This is a genomic window from Streptosporangium sp. NPDC050855 (assembly GCF_044456585.1).
Lineage (GTDB): Bacteria > Actinomycetota > Actinomycetes > Streptosporangiales > Streptosporangiaceae > Streptosporangium > Streptosporangium longisporum.
This window is the reverse complement of record NZ_JBITFY010000026.1, coordinates 1-12,970: the sequence shown is the minus strand read 5'-3', so window position 1 is coordinate 12,970 and position 12,970 is coordinate 1. Positions and strand designations below refer to the sequence as shown.

The 12,970-nt window shown below is 72.0% G+C and carries 11 protein-coding genes and 1 pseudogene; all 12 read right to left on the bottom strand.

Annotated elements, in window-relative coordinates; all coding sequences use genetic code 11:
- Positions 1-20 precede the first annotated feature (20 nt).
- Entirely contained in the window at positions 21-749 is a 729-nt protein-coding gene (locus ACIBCT_RS35890) for a hypothetical protein (RefSeq protein ID WP_399196440.1), read from the bottom strand.
- 178 nt (positions 750-927) lie between these two features.
- The gene (locus ACIBCT_RS35885; protein ID WP_399196438.1) at positions 928-1,464 is read right to left on the bottom strand and encodes a GNAT family N-acetyltransferase; all 537 of its coding nucleotides are present in this window, start codon (positions 1,462-1,464) and stop codon (positions 928-930) included.
- Positions 1,465-1,710: 246 nt separating this feature from the next.
- Positions 1,711-2,898, bottom strand: a complete 1,188-nt coding sequence (locus ACIBCT_RS35880; protein ID WP_399196511.1) for an ROK family protein — start codon at positions 2,896-2,898, stop codon at positions 1,711-1,713.
- 315 nt (positions 2,899-3,213) lie between these two features.
- Positions 3,214-4,806: a hypothetical protein gene (locus ACIBCT_RS35875; RefSeq protein WP_399196436.1), complete on the bottom strand. Its 1,593-nt coding sequence runs from the start codon at positions 4,804-4,806 to the stop codon at positions 3,214-3,216.
- Positions 4,807-5,014: 208 nt separating this feature from the next.
- Positions 5,015-6,520, bottom strand: a complete 1,506-nt coding sequence (locus ACIBCT_RS35870) for a S1 family peptidase (RefSeq protein ID WP_399196434.1) — start codon at positions 6,518-6,520, stop codon at positions 5,015-5,017.
- Between the two features lie 85 nt (positions 6,521-6,605).
- A complete protein-coding gene (locus ACIBCT_RS35865; protein WP_399196432.1) occupies positions 6,606-7,565 on the bottom strand; it encodes a LysR family transcriptional regulator in 960 nt (319 codons plus the stop codon).
- 637 nt (positions 7,566-8,202) lie between these two features.
- Positions 8,203-8,820, bottom strand: a complete 618-nt coding sequence (locus tag ACIBCT_RS35860; RefSeq protein WP_399196430.1) for an AAA family ATPase — start codon at positions 8,818-8,820, stop codon at positions 8,203-8,205.
- Positions 8,821-8,827: 7 nt separating this feature from the next.
- Positions 8,828-9,649: a patatin-like phospholipase family protein gene (locus ACIBCT_RS35855; protein WP_399196428.1), complete on the bottom strand. Its 822-nt coding sequence runs from the start codon at positions 9,647-9,649 to the stop codon at positions 8,828-8,830.
- Positions 9,650-9,668: 19 nt separating this feature from the next.
- Positions 9,669-10,505, bottom strand: coding sequence for a carbohydrate ABC transporter permease (locus ACIBCT_RS35850; protein ID WP_399196426.1), 837 nt, complete (start codon positions 10,503-10,505; stop codon positions 9,669-9,671).
- Positions 10,502-11,446: a carbohydrate ABC transporter permease gene (locus tag ACIBCT_RS35845; protein WP_399196424.1), complete on the bottom strand. Its 945-nt coding sequence runs from the start codon at positions 11,444-11,446 to the stop codon at positions 10,502-10,504. The genes ACIBCT_RS35850 and ACIBCT_RS35845 overlap by 4 nt, the downstream gene beginning before the upstream one ends.
- Entirely contained in the window at positions 11,443-12,783 is a 1,341-nt protein-coding gene (locus ACIBCT_RS35840; protein ID WP_399196422.1) for an extracellular solute-binding protein, read from the bottom strand. Before ACIBCT_RS35840 ends, ACIBCT_RS35845 begins: the two co-directional genes overlap by 4 nt.
- A gap of 4 nt (positions 12,784-12,787) precedes the next feature.
- Positions 12,788-12,970, bottom strand: a pseudogene (locus ACIBCT_RS35835) (alpha-L-arabinofuranosidase); the annotation flags it as partial.

The following is a 12,970-nucleotide window of genomic DNA, read 5'->3' as shown; positions in this document are numbered from 1 at the left end:
CCCCGCTGAGACGGTGGGGGTCAGGTCCGGCCGTGGGCGTCGGCGCGGACGAGGCGCAGGAACGCCTTGAGCCCGGTGATGACCTCGTGGTTGTCGGTGAGACCGTCCACGGTGTCCTCGAAACGCCGGGCGAGCCCGGTGATCCTGCGGTCCAGGGCCTCGTCACCGTCGCGCAGGGCGGCCCGGAGCGACTCGGCGTCCCGGTGGAGCCGCTCGGAGGTCTCGTTCAGCGCGGCCACCTCGGCGGTCAGTCCGTCCACCCTGGCCACGAGCGAGACGACGTCCTCGCGGGGATGCCGGGCCTCGCTCATCAGCGTGCCGACCCGCTCGCGCAGGTGTGACAGGTAGGCGCCCGCCGGGCGGAAGAACGTGCTCAGCAGGTAGAAACCGGCGAAGTAGTAGCCCACCGACGCGCCGGAGAAGTAGGTGATGACCGCCAGGACCAGTGCCGAGACGAGGTGGCCGCCGACGGCGAACCGGAGCATCCGCCGGGCGATCTCCAGGGCCTCGGCCTCGTGCCCGGCGGGCACCTCGATGCCGCGCTCCCGGGACACGCCGATCTCGTGCACCACCTGCCGTGCCCCGAAGTAGAGGTTCCACGGCAGGGTGAGGAGCACGACCAGCCAGATCAGACTGATCGCGCCGAGTCCCAGGGACAGGAACGTGGACAGCGGGACGTCGGCGTACACGAGGAGCCACGCGGCGACCACCGTGCCGACGAGGGCGACCAGAAAAATCCACCATTTCATGATCAAAGCATTTCGAAGATCGCGAAGTCCCGGGAGAGGCCGGGCACTCAGCCACGCCTGAGCACCGCTACTCAGATCCGCCCGCCCGTGCTCCGTCCCGCCCCGGCCGTCCTCGCCCCGGCCATTGTCGTCCCGGTCGTTCTCGGCCGGAGCGTCCCCGGCCGCGTCGGATCCGCGATCAGTGCGGTTCCGGGCGTCCGGTCTCCGGGGCCCGGGGCTCGTCCCGGTCCGATCTCCAGACGACCTCGCCGTCCACCCTGCCGGGGGTCGGCGCCAGGCCCGCGCGGCGCGCCACCGCCGACGAGGCGGCGTGATCGGGATGGACGGTGGCGACGACGGTGGCCGTACCGCGGTCCCTGAGCCAGCCGACGAGCGCGACGGCCGCCTCCCCGGCGATGCCCCGGCCCTGCCACGGCGTCCCCACCACCCAGGCCACGGCCGCTCGGTCACGGGTGACGGTCGCCTGGACGTGGCCGACCAGCCGGTCCGGGCCGTCGAGGCGGATCACCCAGTTGAGCCACGACTCCGCGTGGCCGGGGGGCGGGCCCGCGACCAGGCGGGCGTACCGCTCGCGGAGCCGTTCGGGGGTCTCCGGAGAGCCCCCGATGAAGGTGTGCAGGGCCGGATCGCAGAGCACCTCGGCCATCTCGGCCGCGTGGTGCACCGCAAGGGGTTCGAGCGTGAGCCGGGCGGTCCTGATGGGTTCGGCGTCCATGGTCGGACGAGTGTCCCACGGGCGCCGCCGGGCGGTCCTCAGGCGAGGCGGTGACCTTGCCCCCGGTCCTGGCCCCCTTGGTCTCGCGTGGAGCCCAGGGGGCCTCCTGAGGTGCGCGAAGGCCGCGGTGGTCGTGGTGACCGCCCGAGCGGGCCGGAATGCGGTCAGGTGGTGGTCGTGGATCGTCCGAGTGCGGCCGCGCGGTCAGATGGTGGTCGTGGATCGTCCGAGCATGGCCGCGCGCGGTCAGGTGGTGGTGATGGACCGGTCGACGCTGCCCGGTGCCAGGACGTGCTCGATGACCATGACCGCGGCGCCGATCATGCCCGCACGGTCGCCCAGCTCGCTGGCGGTGATCGTCAGGTGCTGGGTGGCCAGCGGCAGCGACCGGCTGTAGATGACCTCGCGCAGGCCCGCGAGCACCTGCTCCCCGGCCTCGGAGATGTCGCCGCCGACGACTATCACCGCGGGGTTGAAGAAGTTGACGATCGAGGCGAGCACGTCGCCGACCTCGCGGCCCGCCTGCCTGATCAGCTGGACCGCCTGGGTGTTGCCGGCCCGTACCAGGCGGACCACGTCGCGGCTGTCCTCGGCGTCCACTCCCTCCGCGCGGAGCCGGGTGGCCATGGCGGCGCCGCCGGCGACGGCCTCCAGGCAGCCGACGTTGCCGCAGCGGCAGACGGTGTCGAGCCCGGAGGCCACCCGGATGTGACCGATGTCGCCGGCCGCGCCCTGGGCGCCCCGGTGCAGGCGGCGGTCGCTGATGATGCCGCAGCCGATACCGGTGCCGATCTTTATGAAGATGAGGTGGTCGGCCTCGGGGCGGGCCGCCCAGTGCTCGCCGAGCGCCATGATGTTCACGTCGTTGTCGACGAGGACGGGGGCGCCGAGGCGTGAGCCGAGCCACTCCGGGACGGGGAAACCGTCCCAGCCCGGCATTATGGGCGGGTTGACCGGGCGTCCCGAGCCGTACTCGACCGGGCCCGGGAGGCCGACGCCGACGCCGCAGACCTGGTCGAGGCGGTGGCCGGTCCCGGCGAGCATGTCCTCGAAGGTGTGCTGCAGCCAGCCGAGGGTCTCCTCGGGGCCGCGGTCTATGGGCATCTCGACCGCGCGTTCGGCCAGGACGGTGGTGCCGAGGTCGGTGATCGCGACCCGGGCGTGGGTGGCGCCCAGGTCGGCGGCGAGGACCACGCGGGCGGTGCGGTTGAACGTGAAGGCGATGGCGGGACGCCCCCCGGAGGAGATGGCCTCCTCGGTCGGCACGATCCACTCCAGGCTCACCAGCGCGTCGAGCCGCTGGGCGAGGGTGGACCTGGCCAGCCCGGTCAGCTGGACCAGCTCGGCGCGGGTCCGGGCCCGGCCGTCGCGCAGGATGTTCAGAAGCGCCCCGGCCCCGGCGATCGAGCCGTTCGCCTCGTTGATCATGCGCACAGTCAACACCTCTCGTCTCCACCGCCGAGAGACTTACGTCCTTCGACGGCTCCATTATGCCCAGCGAAGAGTTACTTCTGACCGGGCGTCGACGTAAGAGGTGTCCGCTCCGGGTGATTCGGTCTTTTCTACACCTTTTCGGCCATAGGGGTGGGGGCGCCGGGTCGTTCGGGGACACCGGGACATTCGGGGACACCGGGCCGCCGGGAGCGTGCGGGCCGTCGGGTCCCCAGTGTCCTCAGTGTCCTCGGGGTGCTCGGGGTGCTCGGGGTGCTCGGAGGGCTCGGCGGGGCCGCGCTCCCGGCACGCCGTGGCTCAGTCCTCCGCGCCCCCTCCCGCGGCGCCTGGGGTGCCCGGGGTGCCGGGCGCGCGCCGGGGGCGGCGGAAGAACGCGGCCACCTCGTAGGGGTCGACGGGGTCGGTGAGCAGGCCGAGCATCTCCTCCCGGCGTTCCGGGTCGACCTTGAACGGGTGGCCGAACACGTGCGGGCCCGCGCCGTCGCTCAGCAGCCGGGTCAGCATCAGGTCGCCGGGCAGCGCCTGACCCGCCAACAGCTCGTCGGCCAGTGTCACCCGCTCCCCACCGGCCGCCCCGGCGGCATCCCCATCGGCGTCCCCGGCGGCGTCCGTGCCGCTTCGGGAGGGGCCGGTGCCCGCGGACGGGTCGTTCCCCGACGGGACGTGCTCGGGCGGGCCGTTCCCGGGCCCGGTGACCGCGGCCACGGTGATCTCGTCCCCGGACACGTCCAGGACCTCCCACAGGCGCAGCGGCGTCCGCCGCCAGGACTCCAGGAGGCTCACCTCGTCCTCGCGCAGCCAGTCCCCTCGCGCGGCCAGGAACTCGCCGACGACGTCGTTCTCGAACAGCGCCAGGTCCGCCAGGGCGGGCTCGGCCACCCGGACGCTCAACCCGATCAGGTCCTCGATCAGCCGCCTGCGGGCCGGGCGGTAGGCGTACACGAGCAGCTGGCGGAACAGGTGCGCGGCCCGCTCGGGCAGCGGGGCGCCCGGGTCGGTGCGGCACGCGGCGTACTCGGCCGCGTCGCGCTCGGCCGGCTCCAGGCCGGGGGAGAGGAAGAGCACCTCGGAGATCAGCCCGGCGGCCTCGAACGAGCGGCCCTCGCCCTCGGCCGACCGGGCGACCAGCAGCAGCGCGGCCGGTTCGGTACGGGGCAGCGCCTCGGCCACGGCCGGGGCGAGCGGCTCGCGCTCCACCTCGTCGGCGATCCTGGCGAGCACCGTCTCCGACCGGGACAGGTAGGTGACGGCCTTGGACAGGTCGGCGCCCTCGCCGTAGGTGCGCAGCGCGCTGCGCACCAGGGCCAGCCTGATGATGTCCAGGGGCGCGAGGTCGGCGACCGACGCCACGTCCCACGGCGCGCCGACGATGCCCACCCGGCCGTCGCGCAGCTCCAGCGAGGCGTTGCGCAGCAGCGGGGCCAGCGGCGGCAGCGGGTCGGCGAAGGTCTCGGGCGCCTTCATCAGCAGCTCCAGGACCACGACGTCGACCGGCACGCCGGGGCTGGGCTCCAGGCCCTCGGCGAAGGCGCGCAGCGCGTCGAGCGCCTGCTCGCCGAACGCCTGGACGACCCGCATCGCCCGTTCGGCCGGGACGTCCTCCAGCCCGGCCACGGACACCTCCAGGGCGCCGCCGCGCAGGCGCAGCGCGACCACCTGCCCGGGCTCCACCCCGTCCAGCCAGCCGTCGGGCCCGGTCAGCGCGGGCTCGCCGGTGTCGATCGAGGTACGGACCCGGCCGCCCCGGGCCAGCGGCACGCCGTCACCGTCGGCCAGCCGCGCCCACAGCCTCAGGTCGTCGGAGGCCGGAAGCACCCCGCTCGCCAGTTCTGCCCGGGTGACGAGGTGCGTCAGCACCGCGCCCTCGCTCAACGTCAGAAGGTCGCTCATCCCCTCATTGTTCTCGACGTCCCGGCACGGCGATGCCGCCCTCCCCCCTTTCGGAGCCCGTGCGCTCCGGGAAGGGGGAAGGGCGGCCAGGGGGTGCGGCCCGGGGGCCGGGGCCGCCGGGACCGGCCCGGAGGTTCTCGGGCCCGGGGCCGATCCCGGCGGGTCGGGTGACGTCCGCGTGCTCATGGCCCCGGCCGGGGCCGTTCCCCTACGGCCTGGTCAGGCCGAGGGTGTACGAGCCGGAGCCGCTGTAGGCGTGCACCCGCACCCGGTAGGTGCCCGCGGTGCCGTTGTAGGTGAACGCCTCGTCGGGGCCGGAGCTGGTCCCGCTGGCCACGGTGGTCCAGGTGGAGCCGCTCAGCCTCTGCAGGTAGGCGTCGTAGTCGGTGCCGTTGGGGGCGTCCAGGCAGACGCGGTGGACGCCCGCCGCGGCGCTGTAGCCGGCGGTGCCGGGCTGGTAGGCGTTGGCGTTGGAGGTCAGCGAGCCGGTGTAGGTGTTGGTGTAGCCGGTGCAGCCGGTGGGCGGCGGGTTGGTGCCGCTGGTCACCAGGGTGAGCCCGTACACCGAGAGGATCTCGTTGATCGGCTGGTGGTAGGTCGTGCCGCCGGAGGTGCAGTTGCCCGAGCCGCCGGAGGTGACGCCCTGGGCCTGGGTGCCGGAGATGTAGGAGCCTCCGGAGTCGCCGGGCTCGGCGCAGACGGTGGTGCGGGTCAGGCCCGTGATCGTGCCCTCGGGGTAGGTCACGCTGGTGTTGTGCTGGCTGATGGTGCCGCAGCGGTACTGGGTGGTGGAGCCCGAGCGGCAGATGGAGCTGCCCACGACCTGCTGGGTGGAGCCGTTCACCGGCAGGATGCCCGCGCTGTAGCCGTTCACCACGCCGGTGGGCGTCCAGTTGGCGTTGACCGCGACCCACGCGTAGTCGTTGCCCGGGAAGGAGGAACCCTGGAAGGTGCCCTGGGCGACGCGGTTGAAGCCCTGGGTGGCGGTGCCGACGTCACCGCAGTGACCGGCGGTGGCGAAGCCGCCCTGGCTGCCGCGGGTGACCGAGAAGCCGACCGAGCACCGGCCGCCCATGTAGTAGGCGTCACCGCCGCGGACGTCGTACAGCGGCGTGGGCTTCTCCTGCGAGGCCTCGACGCGGACCAGCGAGGCGTCCACGCCGCTGCCGTTCACGAAGGCCTGGGCCTCGGCGACGTCGCCCGCCAGCACGACGACGCTGTTGGTGCGCACGTCGACGTACCAGGAGGGGATGGACTTCGGCGCGCTGCTCACGAGCCCGTCGAGGGTGGCCTTGGCCGCCTCCAGCGTGGCCAGGGAGTTCTTGAAGAGCTTGACCTCCGCGCCGGACTTCGCCAGGGAGGCGACCTTGGTGGAGTCGCTGGTGGCGACGACCAGTTCCGAGGTGGGGCCGTTCACCCATGCCCCGGCGTAGGCGGCACCGAGCTGTCCGCGCAGGGCGGGCTCGATCTTGGCCGCGGCGGCCTCGTTGATCAGTCGGGCGGCGGCCTGCTCGCCCGTGCCGCCGAGGTCGCGCCGGATGGCGTCGAGCAGTCCGGGGGAGGGCTTGGCCGCGGTCGCCGCCACCTTGGCGCGGGCCTCGGCGAAGGTGTAGGGGGTCGCGGCCTCGCCCGGACCCTGCTGGGCCAGGGCGGGGGCGGCCACCAGTGTGAGGGCGAGCGCGAAGCCCGCCGTCACGGCACTTCTGCGGAGCATTGGTTCTCTCCTTGCGTGGGGGGTCCCGTCACGGTAACGGTCCGTCCGCAAGGGAGGGCTCTACCAAATGTCCCCTATCGTCACGTTATGGAGCGGTGCCCAGTCCCGGGTTGTCGACCAGCCATTCGGCGTACCTTCTGCTCCGCCCGACCGCATCGGAGTGCGCGGCCTTGGCGTGCTCGAGGATCGACGCCGCGACCGCGGCGCTGGAGGACTCCGGGTGCCAGCCGAACAGCTGCCGCCAGCGCAGCGGGGCACCGGCGATCGGCACCAGCCGCAGCCCTTCGGCGGGCTGGAAGGTCCCCTGGCACAGGGCGGCGGCACGGCCCACCTTGGCGAGGTGCATGCAGGTGGCCACGTCGGTCTCGTAGATGGTCCGGGGGGTGAACCCGGCGCGGGCGCAGGCCGTGGCGAAGCAGTCGCCGAAGCAGCTGTCGCCCGGGGTGACCGTCCACTGCTCGTCGGCCAGCTCGGCCAGCTCCACCTCCTTCCTGTCCACCAGCGGATGGTCCTCGTTGAGCAGCACGAAGACCGGGTCGATGCCCACCGTCGACCACACCACCGGCCCCTCCACCGGAGGCGGGCTCATCCCGCAGGCCCCGATGAAGGCGAAGTCGATCCGGCCGAGCATCACCATGGTGGTGAGCTCCTTGGCCGACCAGGAGGTGTGGGTGCTGACCGGGGTGTTGGGCCAGGCGGTGGCGAGGCGGTCCATCAGGCCGCCCAGGATCGGCCCGTTGGTGGCGCCCAGCCGGTAGCTGGGAACGTCGGAGTTCGCGTTGGCGAACCTGAGTGCCTCCTCCTGGAGTTCACGGGCGGCGGGCAGCAGCACCATCGCCCTGGACAGCACCAGCTCCCCCAGGGGCGTGGGCCGTGCGCCGTTGTGGTCGCGTTCGAAGAGAGCTCCCCCGAGCACACGCTCTATCCGTTTGAGTTGCGCGGTCAGTGCGGGTTGTGCAAGTCCGAGGTGAGTGGCGGCCTTGGTGACGCTACCCGCCTGGGCCACCGCGCGCACGATCTTGAGATGCCGGAGCTCGAGATCCATACCGGGAACGTAAGGCCGCAACGTTATGGCCGCAATGCCAACATGTCATGAAATATGACTCAATTTTGTCGAATCGTTCCAATGGCTGTTGCGGGTGAGAGGGACGCCCGGTTTCGGACAGCCTTTTTATCCTCATCTGAGGCTGAATATCCGTTCCGTCCCTTGTGGGAGGCGAGATTCCCCCTTCCTTACCACTCGTTTCCGGGATCCGGGATTCACCGATGTTTCGGTCAGCCCGACGACCCCTATCTCAGCATGCGAGATATATCCCGCCGGCCCTCGCCGGGGAGGACCCGCGATGACCGGAAAGGAGCCGCTGAGCGGCCGGTACGGGGGCGCCGGGGCGGTGCGGGGGAGGGGCCGGGACGCCCTCGGGTGACGCACCGTGACACCGGGCGACGGGAGGTGACGACGGCCGTGAGGAGCGACGGCGCGGCGACGGGACGGGACGGGACGACGGCACAGGACGTCGGCACGGGACGTCGGCACGGGGCGCGCGGTGCCGGACGGTGCTCGTGGGCGGCCGGGCCCGCGTGAGGCGGAGGACAGGGAAGTGTGCGGGTACGGGACAGGGGTTCCGGGCGGGGGCGCGGTTATGATCCGCCGATGGACGTGGCCGCGCTCACCTGTCCCGCGCTCACCTTTCCGGGAGGCCCGGATCCGTTCGGCCCGGTGGCCTCCCCGGGACGACGAGCCGGCGCAGCTGCGCGGCGAGAGGGGGCGCGCCGGGACGGTTGTCGATCTCGTCGTGCGGGACGACGGGCGGCTCGTCCACCCTGATGGCCCGCAGGTACTCCTCGAAGCGGCCGAGCTTGCCCGCGTCCCTGGCCAGCCCCCTGGCCTCCAGCCGGGAACGCAGGGCCGGGCCGTCCGAGCGGACCCAGAGCAGGCGCACCACGGGCCCGCCCAGGTGCTCGACCCAGCGCTCCCAGACGGCCCCGTCGTGCACCTGGGTGGTGAAGGGGCCCTCCAGCAGCACCGGGCAGCCGTGCGAGCGGATCTGCCGGGCGAGCCCGGTCAGACCCTCGTACTCGTACCTCTTGACGTGCTCGTCGTACCAGGGGCCCTCGCGCTCGCCCTCGTCACGGCCGTGGGCCCGCAGGGTGGCCGCCACGAAACCGCCGTAGACGGTGTCCTTGTCGAGCAGGGCCGGGACCGGGTCCAGCAGCGCCAGCAGCGCCGCCGCCACGGTCGACTTCCCGGCCCCCGGCGGGCCGCTCACCACCCACAGCGCCGCCGGCCGTCCCCCGTCCATGCCGTCCTCAGCTCTTCCAGACCTCGGCCACGCTCCCGGCGACGCCGGACGCCTGGGCGAGACCGGCCTCGAAGGCCGGGCGCCACAGGGCCGGGTCGAGGACGTCGGCGCCGAACACGGCGATCGCCGCCTCGTCGGGGCCGACGTGCGCGACCCGGGCGTCGCTCAGCTCGGCGACCTCGGCCTCGAAGCGGGCCCTGGGCGAGACGTGCGCCAGCGGCTCCAGGATGACGACGACGGAGCTGCCCGCGGCCAGGTCGACGTTGCTCGCCGAGCGCACCCCGCCGTCCATGTAGCGGCGCCCGTTGATCTCCACCGGCGGGAACACGCACGGCACCGCGCAGCTGGAGGCGACGGCCGAGACCAGCGGTGCCCCGGAGTCGCGGTCCCAGACCGTGAACTCGCCGGTCCCGGCGTCGACCGCGGTGATGAGCAGGCGGCGCGACGGCCACTCCTTGACGGGCAGCCGGTCGCCGATCGTCTCGATCCTGGCACCGGTGTCCGGCACGGCCAGCGCGAGCTCGCCGACCCGGCGCCGGGCCTCCTGCGGTTCCAGGGTCGGGTCGTAGAGCAGGCTGAAGGCGGCCATGACCGCCTCCATGTCCACCGCCGAGGCGGTCGTGGTCTCCGGCCGCGCCGGCCCGCCGACCGCGGCCTCCAGGTCGGCCCCGGTGGCGAGGAGGGTCCCCACCACCGATCCGGCCGAGGTCCCGACCACCAGGTCGGCCTCTCCCAGGTCCACGCCCGCCCGGCGCAGGCCCGTGATGACCCCGGCCTCCCAGGCGATGCCCGCCACTCCTCCGCCACCCAGCACCAGTGCTCTCGTCATGCGCCCTATTCTTACCTGTTCATCCCTTAAGGCCGGAACGAGAGATGCCCTCGATGACCCAGCGCTGGGCGACGAGATAGATCAGGATCACCGGGATGCTCGCGATCACCGCCCCGGCCATCAGCAGGTCGTAGCGGATGCTGTTGGCGCTCTGGAAGTTGCCCAGGCCCGCGGGCAGGGTCAGGGACTCGGGACTGAGCAGCACGAAGATCGGCCACAGGAAGTCGTTCCAGTTGGTCAGGAACGACAGCAGGAACAGAGTGGCCAGCGCCGGGCGGGCCAGCGGGAGCGCGATGGTGGTGAAGATCTGCCACCGGTTGCAGCCGTCCAGCTCGGCGGCCTCCTCCAGCTCCCCGGGCAGGGTGATGAAGAACTGCCGCAGGAAGAACACGCCGAACGCCCCCGCCGCCGCCGGGACGATCACCGCGGGCAGGCTGTCCACCCAGGCGAACTCGTTGACGATCAGGAAGTTGGGGATCAGCAGCACCACCGGCGGCACGAACAGGGTCGCCACGACCGTCGCGAAGATCGTGTTCCGGCCGCGGAAGCGGAGCCGGGCCAGTGCGTACGCGGCCGGTGCGGCGGTCACCAGGACCAGGGCCGCGTGGCCGGTGGCGGCGGCGAGGCTGTTGAAGAACCACGTCATGATCGGGCTGTCGGCGCTGCCGAGCAACTGCCGGTAGGCGTCCAGCGAGATCGGGTCGGGGATCCACTGCGGCTCGGTGGAGCCGGCCGCCTCACGGGTCTTGAACGAGGTGACGAACATGTAGACCAGCGGGCTCAGGTACAGCGCCGCGATCACCGCCAGGACCAGGTGCAGCAGGGCGCGCCGCAGCCTTCGGGTGTCGGTGGTCATCGCGTGCTCCTGTCTCTGAAGGCGCCGAAGACCAGGGCGCTGGCCACCATCAGGAACGCGGCGAGGATGAAGCTCATCGCGGACGCGGTGCCCATGTCGAACTGGCGCAGACCGGTCTCGGCGATGAGGTAGATCGCGGTCTTCGTCTGGTCGGCGGGCGCCCCGCGGGTGATGATGTAGGACTGGCCGAACATGTTGGCCGAGGCCAGGATCGTGGCGTTGACCACGAACACCGTGACCGGCCGCAGGCCGGGCAGGGTGACCGAGCGGAACCGCTGCCAGGCGGAGGCGCCGTCGACCATCGCGGCCTCGTGCAGCTCGCGCGGGATGTCCTGCAGCCCGGCCAGGAAGATGACCGAGTTCAGGCCGAGCGTCCACCAGACCGTCACGCCCACCAGGGCGATCCAGGCGGGCACCACGTCGTTGGTCCACTGCACGTTCAGGCCGAGGTAGTGGTTGACCAGGCCGATGTTGCCGTCCAGCAGGAACTGCCAGACGAACCCGACGACCGCCACGCCCAGCACGTACGGCGCGAAGTAGACGGCGCGGTAGACGTTGCGTCCCGCGAAGCGGCCGTTCATCAGCAGCGCGGTGAGCAGCGGCAGCACGATGAGCAGCGGCACCGACGCGACCGTGAAGATGCCGGTGGCCTTCATGGCCGTCCAGAACCGCGAGCCGTCCACGCTGTCGGGGTCGAACAGCTCGACGTAGTTCTCCAGCCCGACGAACGGCTTGTCCGGGAGGTTGATGTCCCACTCGTGCAGGCTGGTCCAGAACCCGAAGCCGATCGGCAGCAGCATGAAGACGGCGAAGAGCGCCAGGTAGGGGGCGAGGAACGCGTACGGCGTCCACGCCCGCATTCTGCGTGTGCTCCCGGCCTTGGCGGGCCGGTCCGGTCCGGCGGTGCCGGACCGGCCTATCTCCTCGGTGAGGAGGCTCACTTCTCGTACTTCCGCTTGTTGGCGGCGAGCAGCTTGTCGGCGGACGCCACGCCCTCCTTCAGCGCGTCGGCCGGGGACGCCTGCTTCAGCACGGCCTTGGCGATGGCGAGCTCCAGCGCCTTGGACTGCACGTCGCCGACGCCGGGCAGCGGCGGCAGGAAGCGGAAGATGTTCACGTCGGAGGCCAGCCTGATCTGCGGCAGGTCGGCGATCGCCGGGTCCTGGCGGGCGGAGTTGCGCGCCGGGATCATCCCGGCCTTGGCCCACTCGGTCGACTGGCGGCTGATGTGGTCGATGAAGAACTTGGCCGCCTGGACCTTGTTCGGGTCCTTGCCCGCCTGGGAGGTCATCACGAAGTTGTGCGAGGAGGCCCACGCAGCGGCCGTGCCGCCGATGTTCGGGATGGGGGACATGCCCCACTTCAGCGACTTGGCGTTGGTCTTCAGGTCGTTGATCTGCCAGATGCCGTCCCAGGTGAAGCTGACCTTGTCGTTCTTGAAGGCGGCGTACTGGCTGTCCTGGGCGACCTTGGCCGGGCTGAAGCCCTTGTCGATCTGCTCGACCATCCAGCCCAGGGCCTTGGCCCCCGCGTCGGAGCCCCACAGCGCCTTCGCGCCGTCCTCGCTGTAGAGCTCGCCGCCGAACTGCCACAGCAGGGTCATGAACATCAGGTGGGCCGGCCACTTGCTGGGCATCCAGAACGGGTGCTCGATCCCGGCCTGCTTCAGCTTGCCCAGGGCCTCCTCGTACCCGGCCTTGTCGGACGGGGCCTCGCTGAGGTCGATCTTCTCCAGGTGGGAGGTGTTCCAGTAGTCGGCCAGGCTGTGCACGTCCAGCGGGACGCTGTAGCGCTTGCCCTCGTAGATCCCGGCGTTCCACACCGCGGGGATGAAGTCGGCCTCGCTGAGCTGCAGCGCGCCGACCACGTCGTCCAGCGGGATCAGCGTCTGCCGGGTGGCGAAGGTGCCGATCCAGTCGTTGTGGATGACCGCCACGTCCGGGCCCTTGCCCGCGGTGATGGCCGTCGGCATGGCCGGGTACAGGTCCTCCCAGCGCCGGGTGACGTTGCGGACCTCGATGCGGCCGGCGTACTCCTTGTTGAACGCCTCCAGCATGGTCCGCATGTGCGGGCCGTCACCGCCGGTGAAGCCGTTCCAGTAGTCCAGCGTCACCTTGGGGCCGGAGTACTCCCCGCCGGCGAAGGTCGGCGCGGCCGAGGCCGGCGAGGAGGCGCCGGATCCGATCTTGGTACCGCCGCCGCAGGCGGCCAGCGCGGCGGTGAGGCCGGCGGCGCCGGTCAGGCCCATGAACGAGCGGCGGGACAGGGGACTGGTCATGTTCTTACTCCTGGGGGGAAGAGGGAGCGAAACGGACGATGTTCCACGAGACGGGTGAGAGGTCCAGGAAGGCGCTGCGGCCCTCCAGGCGCGCGCCCGCGCCGGGCCGGGGCACGACGCGGTCGGGCGCCTCGGCGGTGTTGACGGCCGAGGGGTCGTCGTCGGCGAGTTCGATGTGCTCCACCGG

Coding starts and splice junctions, on each gene's coding strand:
- ACIBCT_RS35890 (WP_399196440.1), bottom strand. CDS start 749: ATGAAATGGTGGATTTTTCTGGTCGCCCTCGTCGGCACGGTGGTCGCC.
- ACIBCT_RS35885 (WP_399196438.1), bottom strand. CDS start 1,464: ATGGACGCCGAACCCATCAGGACCGCCCGGCTCACGCTCGAACCCCTT.
- ACIBCT_RS35875 (WP_399196436.1), bottom strand. CDS start 4,806: ATGAGCGACCTTCTGACGTTGAGCGAGGGCGCGGTGCTGACGCACCTC.
- ACIBCT_RS35870 (WP_399196434.1), bottom strand. CDS start 6,520: ATGCTCCGCAGAAGTGCCGTGACGGCGGGCTTCGCGCTCGCCCTCACA.
- ACIBCT_RS35865 (WP_399196432.1), bottom strand. CDS start 7,565: ATGGATCTCGAGCTCCGGCATCTCAAGATCGTGCGCGCGGTGGCCCAG.
- ACIBCT_RS35860 (WP_399196430.1), bottom strand. CDS start 8,820: ATGGACGGGGGACGGCCGGCGGCGCTGTGGGTGGTGAGCGGCCCGCCG.
- ACIBCT_RS35855 (WP_399196428.1), bottom strand. CDS start 9,649: ATGACGAGAGCACTGGTGCTGGGTGGCGGAGGAGTGGCGGGCATCGCC.
- ACIBCT_RS35850 (WP_399196426.1), bottom strand. CDS start 10,505: ATGACCACCGACACCCGAAGGCTGCGGCGCGCCCTGCTGCACCTGGTC.
- ACIBCT_RS35840 (WP_399196422.1), bottom strand. CDS start 12,783: ATGACCAGTCCCCTGTCCCGCCGCTCGTTCATGGGCCTGACCGGCGCC.